Source organism: Brevibacillus soli, from assembly GCF_044759095.2.
Classification (GTDB): Bacteria; Bacillota; Bacilli; order Brevibacillales; family Brevibacillaceae; genus JBIYSM02.
The window spans coordinates 103348-117712 of the sequence record NZ_JBIYSM020000006.1 but is presented as its reverse complement, the minus strand read 5'-3'; the positions used below and the strand labels follow the sequence as shown (position 1 = coordinate 117712).

The 14365-nt window shown below is 52.7% G+C and carries 18 protein-coding genes and 1 pseudogene; 11 read left to right on the top strand and 8 right to left on the bottom strand.

What is annotated here, in order from left to right; translation table 11 throughout:
• Both ACE99V_RS04270 and ACE99V_RS04265 read left to right on the top strand, forming a co-directional pair.
• A pseudogene (locus ACE99V_RS04270) lies at nucleotides 1-259 on the top strand (hypothetical protein); the annotation flags it as partial.
• Between the two features lie 273 nt (nucleotides 260-532).
• Nucleotides 533-1681, top strand: a complete 1149-nt coding sequence (locus ACE99V_RS04265; RefSeq protein ID WP_400490029.1) for an MFS transporter — start codon at nucleotides 533-535, stop codon at nucleotides 1679-1681.
• On the opposite strand, the gene ACE99V_RS04260 is transcribed toward ACE99V_RS04265, so the two are convergent.
• Together ACE99V_RS04260 and ACE99V_RS04255 are read right to left on the bottom strand one after the other, a co-directional pair.
• Nucleotides 1634-2440: a DUF817 domain-containing protein gene (locus ACE99V_RS04260; protein WP_400490028.1), complete on the bottom strand. Its 807-nt coding sequence runs from the start codon at nucleotides 2438-2440 to the stop codon at nucleotides 1634-1636. The two genes, ACE99V_RS04265 and ACE99V_RS04260, sit on opposite strands and share 48 nt — an antisense overlap.
• Entirely contained in the window at nucleotides 2437-3288 is an 852-nt protein-coding gene (locus ACE99V_RS04255; RefSeq protein WP_400490027.1) for a sulfurtransferase, read from the bottom strand. The genes ACE99V_RS04260 and ACE99V_RS04255 overlap by 4 nt, the downstream gene beginning before the upstream one ends.
• 100 nt (nucleotides 3289-3388) lie before the next feature.
• Between ACE99V_RS04255 and ACE99V_RS04250 the strand changes: the two genes are divergently transcribed.
• On the top strand, nucleotides 3389-3931 hold the full coding sequence (locus tag ACE99V_RS04250; protein ID WP_400490026.1) for a DUF502 domain-containing protein: 543 nt from the start codon (nucleotides 3389-3391) through the stop codon (nucleotides 3929-3931).
• A 231-nt stretch (nucleotides 3932-4162) separates the two neighbouring features.
• On the opposite strand, the gene ACE99V_RS04245 is transcribed toward ACE99V_RS04250, so the two are convergent.
• From ACE99V_RS04245 to metA, 3 genes are all read right to left on the bottom strand, one after another.
• Entirely contained in the window at nucleotides 4163-4402 is a 240-nt protein-coding gene (locus tag ACE99V_RS04245) for a hypothetical protein (protein WP_400490037.1), read from the bottom strand.
• A gap of 90 nt (nucleotides 4403-4492) precedes the next feature.
• Nucleotides 4493-4921, bottom strand: a complete 429-nt coding sequence (locus ACE99V_RS04240) for a DUF2621 domain-containing protein (RefSeq protein WP_400490036.1) — start codon at nucleotides 4919-4921, stop codon at nucleotides 4493-4495.
• A 125-nt stretch (nucleotides 4922-5046) separates the two neighbouring features.
• Nucleotides 5047-5964: a homoserine O-acetyltransferase MetA gene (gene metA / locus ACE99V_RS04235; RefSeq protein ID WP_400490025.1), complete on the bottom strand. Its 918-nt coding sequence runs from the start codon at nucleotides 5962-5964 to the stop codon at nucleotides 5047-5049.
• Between the two features lie 203 nt (nucleotides 5965-6167).
• On the opposite strand from metA, the gene ACE99V_RS04230 reads away from it, so the two are divergent.
• From ACE99V_RS04230 to ACE99V_RS04220, 3 genes are all read left to right on the top strand, one after another.
• Nucleotides 6168-6542, top strand: coding sequence for an ATPase (locus ACE99V_RS04230; protein ID WP_400490024.1), 375 nt, complete (start codon nucleotides 6168-6170; stop codon nucleotides 6540-6542).
• 95 nt (nucleotides 6543-6637) lie between these two features.
• Nucleotides 6638-7594, top strand: coding sequence for a tetratricopeptide repeat protein (locus ACE99V_RS04225; protein ID WP_400490023.1), 957 nt, complete (start codon nucleotides 6638-6640; stop codon nucleotides 7592-7594).
• Between the two features lie 170 nt (nucleotides 7595-7764).
• A complete protein-coding gene (locus tag ACE99V_RS04220; protein WP_400490022.1) occupies nucleotides 7765-8313 on the top strand; it encodes a flavodoxin family protein in 549 nt (182 codons plus the stop codon).
• 194 nt (nucleotides 8314-8507) lie between these two features.
• Here the strand turns inward: ACE99V_RS04220 and ACE99V_RS04215 are convergent, their stop codons facing one another.
• The 3 genes from ACE99V_RS04215 to ACE99V_RS04205 are packed head-to-tail and all read right to left on the bottom strand — an operon-like array spanning nucleotide 8508 to nucleotide 11097.
• On the bottom strand, nucleotides 8508-9314 hold the full coding sequence (locus tag ACE99V_RS04215) for an ABC transporter permease (protein ID WP_400490021.1): 807 nt from the start codon (nucleotides 9312-9314) through the stop codon (nucleotides 8508-8510).
• Nucleotides 9301-10098, bottom strand: coding sequence for an ABC transporter ATP-binding protein (locus tag ACE99V_RS04210; RefSeq protein ID WP_400490020.1), 798 nt, complete (start codon nucleotides 10096-10098; stop codon nucleotides 9301-9303). The genes ACE99V_RS04215 and ACE99V_RS04210 overlap by 14 nt, the downstream gene beginning before the upstream one ends.
• 6 nt (nucleotides 10099-10104) lie before the next feature.
• Nucleotides 10105-11097: an ABC transporter substrate-binding protein gene (locus ACE99V_RS04205; RefSeq protein ID WP_400490019.1), complete on the bottom strand. Its 993-nt coding sequence runs from the start codon at nucleotides 11095-11097 to the stop codon at nucleotides 10105-10107.
• A 115-nt stretch (nucleotides 11098-11212) separates the two neighbouring features.
• On the opposite strand from ACE99V_RS04205, the gene rnz reads away from it, so the two are divergent.
• The 5 genes from rnz to ACE99V_RS04180 all read left to right on the top strand — a co-directional run bounded on the left by rnz (nucleotide 11213) and on the right by ACE99V_RS04180 (nucleotide 14317).
• Nucleotides 11213-12154 (top strand): ribonuclease Z, encoded by a 942-nt coding sequence (gene rnz / locus ACE99V_RS04200; protein WP_400490018.1) that lies wholly within the window; start codon nucleotides 11213-11215, stop codon nucleotides 12152-12154.
• 70 nt (nucleotides 12155-12224) lie between these two features.
• Nucleotides 12225-12452 (top strand): hypothetical protein, encoded by a 228-nt coding sequence (locus ACE99V_RS04195; protein ID WP_400490016.1) that lies wholly within the window; start codon nucleotides 12225-12227, stop codon nucleotides 12450-12452.
• Nucleotides 12453-12529: 77 nt separating this feature from the next.
• Complete coding sequence (locus tag ACE99V_RS04190; protein WP_400490035.1) at nucleotides 12530-13138, top strand: YczE/YyaS/YitT family protein; 609 nt, start codon at nucleotides 12530-12532, stop codon at nucleotides 13136-13138.
• A complete protein-coding gene (locus tag ACE99V_RS04185; protein WP_400490015.1) occupies nucleotides 13131-14066 on the top strand; it encodes a DMT family transporter in 936 nt (311 codons plus the stop codon). The genes ACE99V_RS04190 and ACE99V_RS04185 overlap by 8 nt, the downstream gene beginning before the upstream one ends.
• A 155-nt stretch (nucleotides 14067-14221) precedes the next feature.
• A complete protein-coding gene (locus ACE99V_RS04180) occupies nucleotides 14222-14317 on the top strand; it encodes a YjcZ family sporulation protein (protein WP_400490014.1) in 96 nt (31 codons plus the stop codon).
• Nucleotides 14318-14365: the final 48 nt, after the last annotated feature.

Below are 14365 nucleotides of genomic sequence, written 5' to 3'. Positions count from 1 at the left end.
CATCGATCGACCCGTTCCATCCATTGCAACGTTTAGTCGTGTGTTTGCTCAAATCGTCAAGAAAGACCTTGCCGAAACTCTTGTTATTAAGCATGCTCTTTGTAATCAAACCCGAGCGTGTCTGGAAGGGATGATTGAAGATCTCACAGGTGTCGAAAAAGAAAAAGGCAAAGAAAAATCACAAAGCACTGCTCGAAAGTTTCCGAAGGAAACAAGAGAAGAACGAAGTCGTCAAATATGTTTGTTTGACGTGTCATGAGATAGAGGAGATTCCTTTAGAAGTTGTTCGTAGCTTTGATGCAATGGATGACGGTGATCCAACGGTTCCACCACAGTTTGGCTGTGAACACTGCGGTGAACCAATGTATCCTGAGTATTACAAAGGATTACATGGATATGAGTACAAACTTTCGGATCTCCTCTAACGCAAAAAGGCCCGGAGCTTCGCTCCGGGTTTTCTTATTTTCATGCTAGCAAGGCATGGTTGGACATATACTGGGACAAAAAGGTGTGACCCGGGAGTGAAGAGAAAGTGAGAGCCCTGCTGTTTGCCATCTTGTTTCTCGTCAAGTTTGACATGAACGCACAGACACCGCTGCTTTCACCGTACATGCACCTGCTCGGCGCATCTACGGCGATGATCGGTTTCGTGCTCGGGGTTTATTCGATCAGCAACCTGATGGGCAACATACTGGCCGGTCCAATCCTTGACCGCTTCGTAAAAAAGTGGTTTATCGGAACAGGTCTGCTCCTGTCAGGCGTTATGCTGGCAGGGCAGGGCCTGACGCCTTATCCGGAGCACTTTATTTGGCTGCGTCTCGCACTCGGGTTTTTCATGGCGTTTGTATCGCCCGCCTGTTTTGCCATGTTGAGTGAAACGGGGAGAAGCCCATCCGAGCAGGGGGAATTGATGGCCAAAAACGGTATGGTGCTGACAGCAGCGGCCATTGTGTCACCGGGTGTCGGCGGTTTTTTTGCGGGGCAATACGGCTATGCCGAATCGTTTGTCATATTGGGCGGGATTATGATAGCAGTCGGTTTTTTGGCCCTTATCCTATTGCCGGGAAGAATAGCAAAAGGCGACGGCCTGACCGGCCGCCGACCGGCAGCAGGGCTGACTCCGCTGACAGCCCTGTTGGAAAACACGCAGATCTACCCGGCGCTGGTCGCCGGTTTCGCCGTTTTGTATGCGCAGGGGACCATTCTGTTTGAAATCCCATTGTTCATTCAACGGCAGCAGCTTTCGCCGTCCGTAACCGGGATGCTGTTCAGCATCATGGGGATCGGTTCGTTGGCCGTATTGAGCCAGTTTTGGCTGCAGCGCACCTCTCCTCATCAGCGGACCTGCGCGGGGCTGTTCCTGCTCAGTTTCTTATTGTATGTGCTGGCGATCGGCTGGGAGTTCTCCCTGTACGTCATGATGTTTTTGCTGGGGACCTGTTTTGGGCTCTTGTTCCCGGCGATGACCACGATTCTTTCTGTCCATTCGCCGCGTGAATTGTACGGCAGCGTCTTCAGTCTGTTTTCCGCCGTTCTTTCACTCGGAGCCATTCTCAGTCCGATTATCGCCGGGATGATGGACAACTGGCATCACTCGTTTTTCCTGGCATTCTTCGTCACGATGGGGACAGCTCTACTGGGGACGCTGCATACCGTGCTGGCGGGGAGAACGAGCAATTAGGCTTGATTTCAAATGCTTTAGCTGGGCGACGATGATAATGCTGACGATCACGAGCAGGAACCAGGAGCTGATTTTGCTTAAGTGGACCAGCTCCCATCCTGTTTGTTGATTGGGATAGCGCCACGCGCCCAGCAAGGTGGCGATGTTTTCCGCGATCCAGATGAAAAATCCGATGAGGAAAAAGGAGAGCGATAACGGCATGCGAAACCACTCCGTAAGCACGCGAAACCGCACCTGCGAGCGCCAGAAAACGAGAAAAATGGCTGCGGTCAGGAACCAGCGGATGTCCCAGAGAAAGTGATGGGTAAAAAAGTTGAGATAAATCGCCGCGGCAAGAGGTACACAGAGCCGGTGGGATGGCCAGCCTTCCAGCGAGATGTCGAGACGCCTCCAGGCCTGGCACAGGTAGCTGGCCACGCTTGCGTACATAAATCCGCTGTACAGCGGCACGCCGAGCACTTTGGTGTAGGCGGACTCCGGGTAGGACCAGGAGCCCATATGCACCTTGAATATCTCCAAGGCCAGTCCAATCAGGTGAAACACGGTAATCACCTTTAGTTCGTCGCGCGTCTCCAAACCGCTTTTCACCATAAACACCTGGAAGGCGAAGCACAGGATCAGCAGCATGTCATAGCGGGGAAGCCCAGGAATGGTGACGATATGGGAAAGGGCCAACGAACCGAAGATGAACACGGGAAAAAGGCAGGACATCGCCTCCTGATAGGTGAAATGGGCCAGGAGCCGGATTGCTCGTTTCACTCGTTCGTCACACCTGCCGGGGTGGGACCGGTTGCCACGGGCAGATCGTACGAGCACCAGTCGCTCCAGCTGCCCGGATACAGCTTGGCATCCGTTCGGCCCGCCTGATGCAAGGCAAGCAGGTTGACGCAAGCCGTCACCCCTGAGCCGCAGTACACGATTATTTCATCGTGACGGGCAATCGGGGCAAAGCGTTGCTTCAACTGCTCTTTAGGGAGCATCGAACCGTCTTGTGCCAGGTTATCCTTAAAAAAGTAGTGGAGTGCGCCCGGGATATGGCCTGCTTTCGGATCAATCGTTTCCTGTTCCCCTCTGTACCGTTCGCCTGCCCGTGAATCGATCAGCACCGTATTGGCACCCCGTTCCTTTACCTGGTCGATCGTGACCAGCATGTCTCTCTGAAGCCGGGACACAAACGATCGCGCTGTCGGAGACGGGATCTCCTGCGTAACAGGATAGCCTGCAGCCTTCCATGCGGCAAAACCGCCGTTCAATACGGCTGCCTTTTGGTGGCCGTGATAGCGGAGCAACCACCAGAGTCGTGACGCCATAGCCAGATCCTGATCGTCGTAGGCAATCACGGTCGTCTCGCTATCGATTCCAGCCTGGGAAAACAGACTCACGAGCGCATCCGTTTCCGGCAGCGGGTGGCGCCCGCCGTGTTCCCCTTTTCGACCGGACAAGTCGTGTTCCAGATGAAAATAGAGCGCGCCCGGAATATGCCCTTCCATGTATTCGTCGTATCCTTGCGCCGGCTTGCCCAAAACAAAGCGGCAATCGACGATCACGATGTTGCTGTCCCGCAAATGATCGTACAGCCAGTCTGATGAAACGAGAAGTTGCTCCATCTGCTCTCCCTCTTTTCCACATTTGTTTCTTTCATCATAGCAGAAGGATGAATCCTCGGGTACAATTAGCTCGTAGAAAAGAGAGAGGAGGGAAGAATCCATGAAACGATTGGTACGCTATTTTCTGGAAGGATTGTTGTATGTCATTCCCTTGGCGGTAACCGTCTTTGTTTTGTACAAAATCTTCGTGACGGTGGACGGTTTCCTGAAACTCCCGGTACCGGGGATCGGGTTCGTGCTGACGATTGTCGGGATTACCCTGGTCGGCGTACTCGCATCCAATGTATTGACCAGAGGTCTTCTCGCACTGGTGGACAGGCTGTTTGTGCGAGTGCCCTTTATCAAGCTGATTTACAGTTCCATCAAGGACTTGATCGGCGCGTTCGTCGGGGACAAGAAAAGCTTTGACAAGCCTGTTCTGGTTACGTTGTCGGCAGACAGCCGCGCCAAGGCGATCGGCTTTATCACCCGGGAGAGCCTGGATGCTTACGGCCTGGAGGATCATGTCGCTGTTTACTTCCCGCAGTCGTACAACTTTGCCGGCAATCTGCTGATATTCCCGAGAGAACAGGTGAAGCCCCTGGACGTCGAGAGTTCGGAAGCGATGGCCTTTCTGGTATCCGGCGGAGTGTCGGGAAAATAGATGGGAAATACAAAAAGCGTTGCTGGTGAAAGCAACGCTTTTTCAGTGTATAAGAATTTATAAATTTGGACATCCCATACAGCCGCTAGAAAAGTGTTCGGGGCCCCGCCCGGCGAAAAAAGGGACCCCACTCGGCTCAGCGATAAGCTACCGCCGAGTGGGGTGAGAATAGCTAATGCCGGGTGGGTTTTCTTATACCCAGCGAACGCTGCGGTTCGGCGGGGGCCACATTCAGCTACTGAAAAAGCCGCTGTGGCTGGAATGCTTGCGCCGGTAGTGTTGGTGGCCGTAAGAATGATGGCCGTGGGTACGGTGATGCCCCCGGTGCCGGAAATCGCTGCTGCTGAAGCGGCGGTGCCCGGTTTTAAAGAGAAAACGCGTCCCCTTTTTCAACATCGATATGGCGATTGCTGCTACCGCGATGACGATCAACAAGCCAATGCCGAGAATGGTGAGGAGTCCAGATATCATGGTCAACCAGCTCCTTGCAGGTAGTCTACCTATCTCTACGGAGGAGCAAAGAAAAAGTTTCGCTCCGCCGCAAGATTGCTGTCCCGTCGGTTACGCCTTCAGGTACTTTTCATACGGCTGGAAGTTGATCTGCTTCTCTTTCAGATGGGCAATCAGCCACTTGTGATCACGCTTGGGCGTGGCGAGAATGTAGCCTTTTACAATCAAATCAACGGTAATGGACGTCGCTTTCTCCTCGAGTGCGAGCTGGCCGATTTTCGCTGCTATGGTACGGCGGGCAACGTCGCGAAACAACTGCGGCACCGGCTCCACCAGTTCATCAAGAAAGGCAAGCGTTTCCTCTGTCCACATCGAGCGGGTCTGTTCGATATAATGTTCCTGCCAGTCAAGATCGGATTTTCCGTCTTGCTTGGGCATCGACTTGAGGAATTTGCGAAACATAAAATAGCCGCCAATCGCGAACAAACCAACCAGGACAAACATCCAGAAAACAATAAACAGCGAGAAGCCTGTCGACATTTGCATAAGCTCGAAACACCTCGTTTACCTTCTTCAGTACAGGCGAAAAGTGTACTCGTTAAGAAGTGTAACGGATTTCTCTCTTTCTCACAACTCGCCTGTTCGATAGGGAAGGGATTGGGGCGCTATGTGATGCTGTTCAAGTCATACGGCGTTTCCTGGTACACGTAATAGTTCAACCAATTGGAAAAGAGCAGGTTGCCGTGAGCCCGCCAGCTGACAAGCGGTTCCTGGCCCGGGTCGTCTTGTGGAAAATAGTTCTTTGGAACGGAGATGGGGAGACCTCTGCCAAGATCGCGCTCGTACTCTTCTTTCAGGGTGTTTTGATCGTATTCGGAATGGCCGGTCGCAAAGATTTGCCGTCCGTCTTTTGTGGCGATGATGGCAACTCCAGCCTCCTCGGACTCCGCGAGAATCTCCAGTTCCGCCACTTTTTCGATATCTTCCCGCTTGTTTTCCGTGTGCCGGGAATGGGGAATCTGGAACAGAGGGTCGAAGCCTCGAAACAGCTTTACATTTTTCTTGTTTACCGTATGGGAAAAGACGCCGAACAGTTTTTCCGGGAGCGGGTACTTGGGAATTCCGTAGTGATAGTATAAACCGGCCTGGGCCCCCCAACAGATATGCAGCGTCGACGTTACGTTGGTCAATTTCCATTCCATGATCTGCTTCAACTCATCCCAGTAGGAGACTTCTTCAAAATCCAGATGCTCAACAGGAGCTCCGGTGATCACCATTCCGTCAAATTTTTGATCTTTGATCTCCTCAAACGTTTGATAGAACATGGAGAGATGTTCTTCCGCCGTATTTTTGGATGTATGAGTGGACGGGTGCAGCAGCACGATCTCCACTTGTAACGGCGTATTGCCCAACAGGCGGAGCAGTTGTGTCTCGGTGGTTTGTTTTACCGGCATCAGATTCAAGATGACGATTCGAAGCGGCCGAATATCCTGTGTAAACGCCCGGCTTTCTTTCATTACGAAAATATTCTCATTCGTTAAGATCTCAACCGCGGGAAGATGATCAGGAAGTGTAATTGGCATAAGCAATCCCCCAATAACCAAAGAAATCACATCGGAATAGAATCAAATGTCGCTTTTCTTCATAATAGACCTAAGATTAGCTTTATTCAATCCATTTTATCAGAGACGGCAAACGGAATACACAGAGAAATGCCGTTTGCTCTTCCCAACGGCCTATACAATTTAGTATCATTAGAAGTAATATTCAGAAGGAGTTGACGCTCATGTTCAAACTTGGACAGCGTGTCATCATCGTTGCTGACTCCTTTGAGCAGGGTATGCCCATTGGCGAGTACGGTTATCTTATTGGTCGTGACCGGAATCCGGACAGTGCCTTTGATTGGATTGTGCGCATTCCCAAAATAGATAAGCAATTTCCAATCGTCGATGCCGACATTGCTTTAGAGGAGGAACTGATGGAGCAGGAGGCAGAGCGTCTCCAGCGAGAGGCACTGCTTGACTTCGCTTTGGCGACACGCAACGAAGCGCTTTTCCGGCAACTGATGGGCATGCAGGACGAATCGTCGGAAAACGGCGAACCTGTAAAAGAGTCGATGGAAGAGTTTATCCGAAAAGTAAATATCAAAGCGTGGATATAATGCGGTCGATGGCGGAACGGACGGTTTCCCGAGGCGGGAAATCGTTCTTTCTTTCGCGAGCGCTTCCCGAACAGGAATGAAAGCGAGGCTGTTTCATGTCGGAAGAATTTGTGACCTTTACCAACGAATATGGCCAAACAATCCAAATGACACGGGAGGATTACCAGAAAAAAGTAATCCCCCATAACCTGGAAATGTATTGGGATGACAAGGAGATGCTTCGACAATTTGCCATGGAGCTGGTGCGGGACAATTTTCCCGAACCGGCGGGAGTAGCCGCTGACCGGCTCTTGGAGCTGTACGGTCCGATCGAATCCGCCTTGATCTTCCGTGCCGTCGTCCACATGCAGGCAAGAGAGTTTGACAGAGCCAAAGCCCTGCTGCTCGACTGCCTGGAGCGGTTCCCTGCTTCCGGAACGGCTTGCACCAATCTGGCGAAAATCTACGCCTATGAGGGAGAAGAAGCGAAGGCGTTTGAGACGCTGGAAGCGGGCCTGTTTAAAGATCCCAACCAGGAAAACGGATTGAATATGTATGTGGAGAGCTTCCTGCAGCTTAACAAGCAGGAGGAACTGCGGCAGCGGCTGGAAGCGCTTTCCGCCAAGGAAGGGGCGTGGCGTCCGCAGCTTCACTTGGCGCGACTCGCTCTGTCTGAGGGCAACCTGCTGAAAGCAATGCAAAAATACAAGGAAGCGATCGAGGCTGCCAAGGAAAAAGAGGAGATCGTCATGACAGTGACGGGTGAATTGGGACAAGCCGGTTACGTTTACCAGTTGATTCAAATCTGCGAAGAATACTGGTCTCCTCAGTTCCAGTATCCGTACGCAGGATTCAACTACGCCAACGCGCTTTTGGCAACCGACCAGAAGGCGAAGGCGATCGCCGTGCTAAAAGAGATGCAGCAGCACCTGCCGGACAATACCAAACCGATGGTGGATCACTTCCTGGCGCGGGTGCCGGGAGCCGAAGAAGTGGAAGCGGGGGCTGGAGCTGGCGAAGAACAACAAGAAACGACAGCCACGGCAAAGAAAAGCTGGTGGAAGTTTTGGTAACGTAAGCGGGGTGCCCGTACGACATGTACGGGGCCCCTCTTTCTTGGCAGATAGGAATTTATAAAATGGTACCTATCTGCATAAGTGCAACTATGGCTCCGCCATCGCCAGAGGCTCGGCGGTCGCCGAGTTAGTGTCTGACTCATGAATGACAAAAGGGAGCGATACATGTGAAAATTCTAGTCTTGCACGGGAGTTCAAGAGAAGGGGGAAATACGGAGAAGCTGACGAACATCGCTTTGGAAGGAATCCCGCATACCAGCATTTTCTTGCGGGAGAAGGAAATACACGCAATCGAAGACAAAAGACATGACCCGGATGGGTTTCAGCCGGTTGATGACGACTATGATGAAGTGATCCGTGCCGTTCTCGAACATGACATTTTGATCTTTTCCACGCCGATCTATTGGTACGGCATGTCCGGCCTAATGAAAGACTTCGTTGATCGCTGGTCGCAAAGTCTGCGGGACAAACGTTTCAATTTTAAGGAAGCGATGAGCAAAAAGAAGGCTTATGTCATCATCACCGGAGGAGATCAACCGCGGATCAAGGGCCTTCCGCTGATCCAGCAGTTTCAGTACATCTTCTCGTTTGTTGACATGCCGTTTGCCGGATATATCATCGGGGAAGGGAACAAACCGGGTGAGATTCTGAACGATCGACGGGCTCTTGAAGAAGCGAAGATTTTCAATGAAAGTGTAAAGTTAATTGGAATGTAAGCACCCCAGTGGTGCTTTTTCTTTGGTGTATAAGAAATTATAAATTTGGACATCCCATACAGCCGCTAGAAAAGTGTTCGGGGCCCCGCCCGGCGCGAGCATGTTCTGGGGTCCCCAAAAAGTAATCGGAATCATCTTCGAATACATACGTCACTTTTTGGGGTTGAGCTTGTGCCGGGTGGGTTTAAAACCATCTATTTAAACTGGCTGGTAAGCCGCCGCTCCAGGAATGCCACGCCCTGGTACATCAATGTGGCGACAATCGCAATGATAAACAGGCTTACCAGGACCAGGGTAAAATTGAACACCTGAAACCCGTAGATGATCAGGTAGCCAAGCCCCTTCTGAGAGACGAGGAACTCTCCGACGATGACGCCTACCCACGAGAGGCCGACGTTCACTTTCAGCGTGGAGAGAATGGTGGGTATGGTGGCAGGCAGAATGACCATGGTAAAGATCTGCCGCTTGTTGGCGCCGAGCGTCCGCACGACCTTTACATAGTTTTGATTGACTTCCTTGAAACTGGTGTAGATGACGATGGTGGTAATGATGATGGAGATGGCACAGCCCATGGCGACGATGGACAAAAAGCCGGGTCCGAGACCGACGATAAAGACCGGTCCGAGGGCTACCTTGGGCATGCTGTTGGCAACCACGAGGTACGGCTCCAGCACGCGTGAGAGAAAGGGCGACCACCAAATGATCGTCGCGATCATCGTGCCGAACAGGGTGCCCAACACGAATCCGATCATGGTCTCTAGCACCGTCATCCCGATGTGGGGCAGCAGACTTCCGTCGACAATCTGCGACCAGAACAGCTGCAAGATTTTGGACGGATAGCTGAAAATCAGAACATTGATCGCTTCGATGCGAGCCAGCCACTCCCATATGCCGAGGAACAGAAGCAACAGAACGATTTGAGTGGTGACAATCAGATAGCGCTGCTTCGCTGCCTGGCGCAGATAGTTTCTGTGAATCTGCCTCACTTCATTTGACTGCATCGGACACCGCCTCCATCTCTTTCCACACCCGGTGGAACAGTTCGGAAAAACCCTCAAGGTTCCGGGCCGAAAACGGCAGGGCCAACCGAATCTCCTCCGGCACAACCACCTCACTGTTGATACGGCCCGGATTGCGTGCCAGAATGTAAACGCGATCCCCCATAGCGATTGCCTCGGACAGGTCATGGGTTACCAGTACGGCCGTTTTCTTGTGACGGCGCATGGTGGCGATAATCAAGTCTTCCAGTTTCAACTTGGTCTGGTAGTCGAGGGCGGAAAACGGTTCATCCAAAAGCAGGATGTCAGGCTGGCAGGCCAGGGTGCGAACCAGAGCCACCCTTTGCCGCATGCCGCCCGATAGCTGGGTCGGATACGATTTGCGAACGTCACCCAATGCCATTTCTTCAAGCAAATGAAGTGCGTATTCTTCCATCTCCTTTGAGCGGATCCCCTGAATGTCCAGTCCGAGGAAGATGTTCTCCTCGATCGTCCGCCAGTTGAACAGGTAGTCTTGTTGCAGCATATAGCCGACACGTCGGGAGGTGCCTGAAACGGGGTTCCCTTCAATCAGCACCTTTCCAGCCGTCGGTTGTTCCAGTCCGGCGATAAGCGACAGCAGTGTTGTCTTGCCGCAACCGCTGGGACCGACGAGACATACAAACTCTCCTTCCTCTACGCGCAGGTTGATGTCCTTGACCGCCATGAACGCTCGAGTCGTCGAGACGTAGAGATGAGTGACATGACGCAGTTCAATCTTTGCTTTCGAAGAAGGTCCTTGATTCATGGCGCATTACTTCCCTTCTTTGGCAGCCTTGGCGAAGGTAGTATTGACGAGTTTCGCGTAGTCCGCCCGCTGCTTTAACTCACCTGCTTCATCCATGATGTCCTGCAAGTTGTTCCACTCTTCTTCGTCCAGGATTGGGTCGGTTGCATATGAGCCTTGTTCCAGGTAGCGCTTCACTGAACTCTCCAAAATTTCCGGCTTGATGTTTGGGAAGTATTTGGCGATCACATCCGCTGTTTCTTTGGCCGAGTGGGCAGAGACCCATTGCTGTCCTTTGTAGACGGCGTTGGTAAACTTTTGAACGACGTCGGAATGTTTGTCCATGTAGCTTTTCTTGGTCATAAATACGGTGTAGGGCACCTTGCCGCTTTCTTTGCCGAAGGAGGCGACAACATGACCGATCCCATCCGCCTCAAATTGAGAGGCTGTCGGTTCAAACAACTGTACATACTCACCCGTGCCCGAGGCGAATGCAGACGCAATGTTTGCAAACTCAATGTTTTGAATCAACTCAAGGTCTTTCCGGGGATTGATGTTGTTCTTTTTCAACACAAACTCGCCTACCATTTGCGGCATCCCGCCCTTGCGCTGGCCGAGGAAGACGCTGCCTTTCAGCTGTTCAAAGCTGAAGTTGCTGACGGGTTTGCGGGCTACGAGAAAGGTCCCGTCCGTTTGTGTCAGTTGGGCGAAGTTGATGACAGGATCGGTGGCCCCTTGCTGATCGACATAGATACTTGTCTCCGATCCGACCAGGGCTACGTCAATTCCGTCCGACAAGAGGGCGGTCATGGTTTTATCGCCGCCTGCCGTAGTAGTAAGCTCTACGTCGAGACCTTCTTCTTTAAAGAATCCTTTTTCAACGGCAACGTATTGCGGAGCGTAAAAAAGCGACCGGGTTACTTCGCCGATTCGTACTTTCTCCGGTGTGCTCGAACAGCCGGCCAACAGGGCTGTCAACCCCAAACCGACCGCGAGACCCATGGAAATCAATCGTTTCATGGGAATTCCCTCCTATGCTGTTTTCTGATGTAGGGTATGCGCCCAGAGAAAAAACGGTGAATGCCTCATCGCGGGGGAATGCACCTGGCAATACTGAGAAGGGAGGTGGCGCAAGATGATCGTGACATTTTTGGGAACAGGCTCGGGGGCGCCGACTGCCAGGCGCAATGTGAGCGGGATAGCCCTGCGGTTCATCCAGTCCGGCAAGTGGTGGCTGTTTGACTGCGGAGAGGGGACCCAGCATCAGATCCTTCGCTCGCCGCTCAAGCTAAGCCAGTTGGAAAAGATTTTCATCACTCATCTGCACGGTGACCACTTATACGGACTGATCGGCCTGTTGGCCAGTCGTTCTCTCCGCGGAGGCGCTCCATCCGAGGTGACGTTGTACGGCCCGCCCGGACTGGATCGCTATGTGGAAGCCGTTATGGAGGTGAGTCCTGTTTTTCTGCAGTATCCGCTGGTCATCAAGGTCGTGCAGCAGGGGCGCATCCATGAGGACGAAGAACGGGCCGTGGTGTGCAGGGAGGTTCGGCACCGGGTACCCGCTTTCGCCTATGCCGTGGTTGAAAATGACCGCCCCGGCTCTTTTCGCGTTGATCTGGCAAAAGCGGCAGGTGTACCGGCCGGCCCGATGTTTGGAGCGTTGAAACGCGGAGAACAGGTTCAATTGCCTGACGGACGCGTGCTCGACGGAAAACGGTTCGTCGGGCCCCCGCAGCCCGGCAGAAAAGTGGTCTACAGCGGCGATACGGAGCCTTGTGCCGAGCTGATGGAGCTGGCGCACGAGGCCGATCTGCTCATTCACGAAGCCACCTATGCTTATGCTGACAAGGAACTGGCCGTGCGAAGCGGCCACTCCACGGCACGGGAGGCGGCGATTCTGGCACGGGATGCACAAGTGCGTACACTGTGCCTGACACACTTCAGTCCGCGATACGAAAACGAAGCGGGAACAACCCTGGACGATCTGCTCGCCGAGGCGAAGGAAGAGTTCGCGGACACGTCTCTCGCGGAGGATTTTCTCAGCCTGCAAATCAAACGCTTGAGGGGTATATGAAGAACCTTCATAATGAAACGGAGGTTCATTCCCTGTTATAATGATTCATCATCGGATGGGAGTGGTGAACATGAAACGGATCGCTTTTGCGACTCCGGAAGAACTGACCGAGCATTGTCTGCGGGAGGAAATCAGCCTGGTGATAGAGTACCGGGACGAGCACAATAAGCAGCGTCAGGTCGTGCTGCAAGGAGAAGAGCTGAATGAACTGGAGGAGTATTTTCGTTACTCCGGTGTGACGGCGTATTACCGTAAAGACGGGATTTTTTATGAGATCAAGGCTGAATGGCTGAGATAGAGGAGAGAAAGAGAGAGGGTGGGTGAGGAGAAGTGGCTGAAGAGCGTAAGGACAATTCGCTGGCAATTCGCTATTTCATGTTTGTGTTGGGATTGGCTATAGGGGCGTTCGGCTGCGTAATGACGATCAAGGCCAATCTGGGAGTATCTCCGTGGGATACGTTTCACATCGGCCTGCAGAGGACATTTGGACTTACGATTGGAATATGGTCCGTTATCGTCGGGGCCATTGTCATCATCCTTTCCTATTTATTGGCAGGAATGAAACCCGGCGTCCCCACCCTCTTGAACATGGGGTGCTTTGGCTTGTTTTTGGACGTGTTTCTTTGGCTGGATTTCATTCCGGAGGTGCACCTGTTCTGGCAGAGAATGTTCCTGTTCCTGGTGGGTCTGTTCATTATGTGCGTGGGAATCGGGTTGTATCTGTCACCGCGGCTCGGAGCGGGTCCGCGCGACAGCTTTATGCTGGCGCTGAATGAACGGATGGGATGGAGCATACAAAAAGTCCGTATGATGATTGAAATAACGGTGTTGGTGCTCGGGTTCTTCTTCGGCGGACCCGTTTCGATCGGCACTGTTCTGATCGCTTTATTGACCGGACCGCTGATTCAGCGAACCATTCCGTTCTGGGAAAAACGGATGCAAAAGCCATATGGCATGATTCCCAAGGAGCAGCTTCATGCGTAAGCCGACGGTTGACTTGATGCTGCTGGCTGTTGTCCTGATTTGGGGAGGCAATTACACGGTCGGCAAATTTGGGATGCAGGCGCTGTCACCCGAAGTATTTACGCTGACCCGCTTCCTGTTGGTGATTCCGGTTCTATGGGTCCTGGTGAAGTGGAAAGAGGGGAACGTCGCCATCCGCGCTCGGGATATCCCGGCCTTTTTACTGGCGGCCCTGGTGGGAATCACCCTATATCAAACGCTGTTTGTGGCTTCGTTGAAATACACGACGGCGACCAATGCCTCTCTTCTCGTCGCCATGTCGCCTCTGTTTACGGTGATCGTGGCCGTGTTGGCCAAGCAGGAGCGGGCCACCCTTGCACTGGCCTTCGGATCTCTGATGGCCGTTGGCGGAGTCGTAGTGGTGAAGGGAGCGGCTGCCGGCGGTATAACGTTCTCACTGGAGTCGCTTCTCGGAGACGGGTTGGCTGCTTTGGCGAGCCTATTGTTCGGCCTGTATCCGTTTACGACTGCCAGGCTAGCACGGTCTTATTCTGCGATGAAAGTCACCCTGTATACTGCCTTGTTCGGGACGTTCTTTTTGGCGGTGTACTGCACGCCCGACTTGCTTCGCGTCAATTGGATAGAGCTGCCTTCCTCCGCCTGGTGGTCACTGTTGTACGCAGCTTATCCGGTTACCGCCTATTCACTGGCGGCTTGGAACTACGGAATCGAGCGGCTGGGACCGGCGCGTGTGATGCCATATATGTATCTCGTGCCGGTTACTGCCATTCTCGTCGCAATGGCGGTCATTGACGAACAGATGAACGGCTGGCAGTGGTGCGGTGCGGTCATGATTGTCGCCGGGGTCTTTCTCGTCCGTCAGGGACCCGCTTTCTTCCAACGCCGCCAATCCAGGGGAGAAGCGCCGAAGCAAAATCGAAGTGCATAATGGCAAAAGCCCTCTTGTCCTGAGAACACGGCAAAACGCCTCCGTTCCATCTGGACACCCTGCAGCAGAAAAAGAGCAAGACTAGGCAAGCGTCCAAGCAAAACCCAGTGTTGACACATACCTTATGAGCAGTTGAACAAAGGAGGGGTTAACGGATGGGATTGTTTAATGGCGGAGATTTTGACGATTTCTCCCTGGTGCTTGTACTGTTTGTATTGTTGGTGATTGTAGCTTGCTCTTGCGACAACTAAGCTGACAGGGGCAGAGAAAAAACCACCGTTTCCGACGGTGGTTTTTTC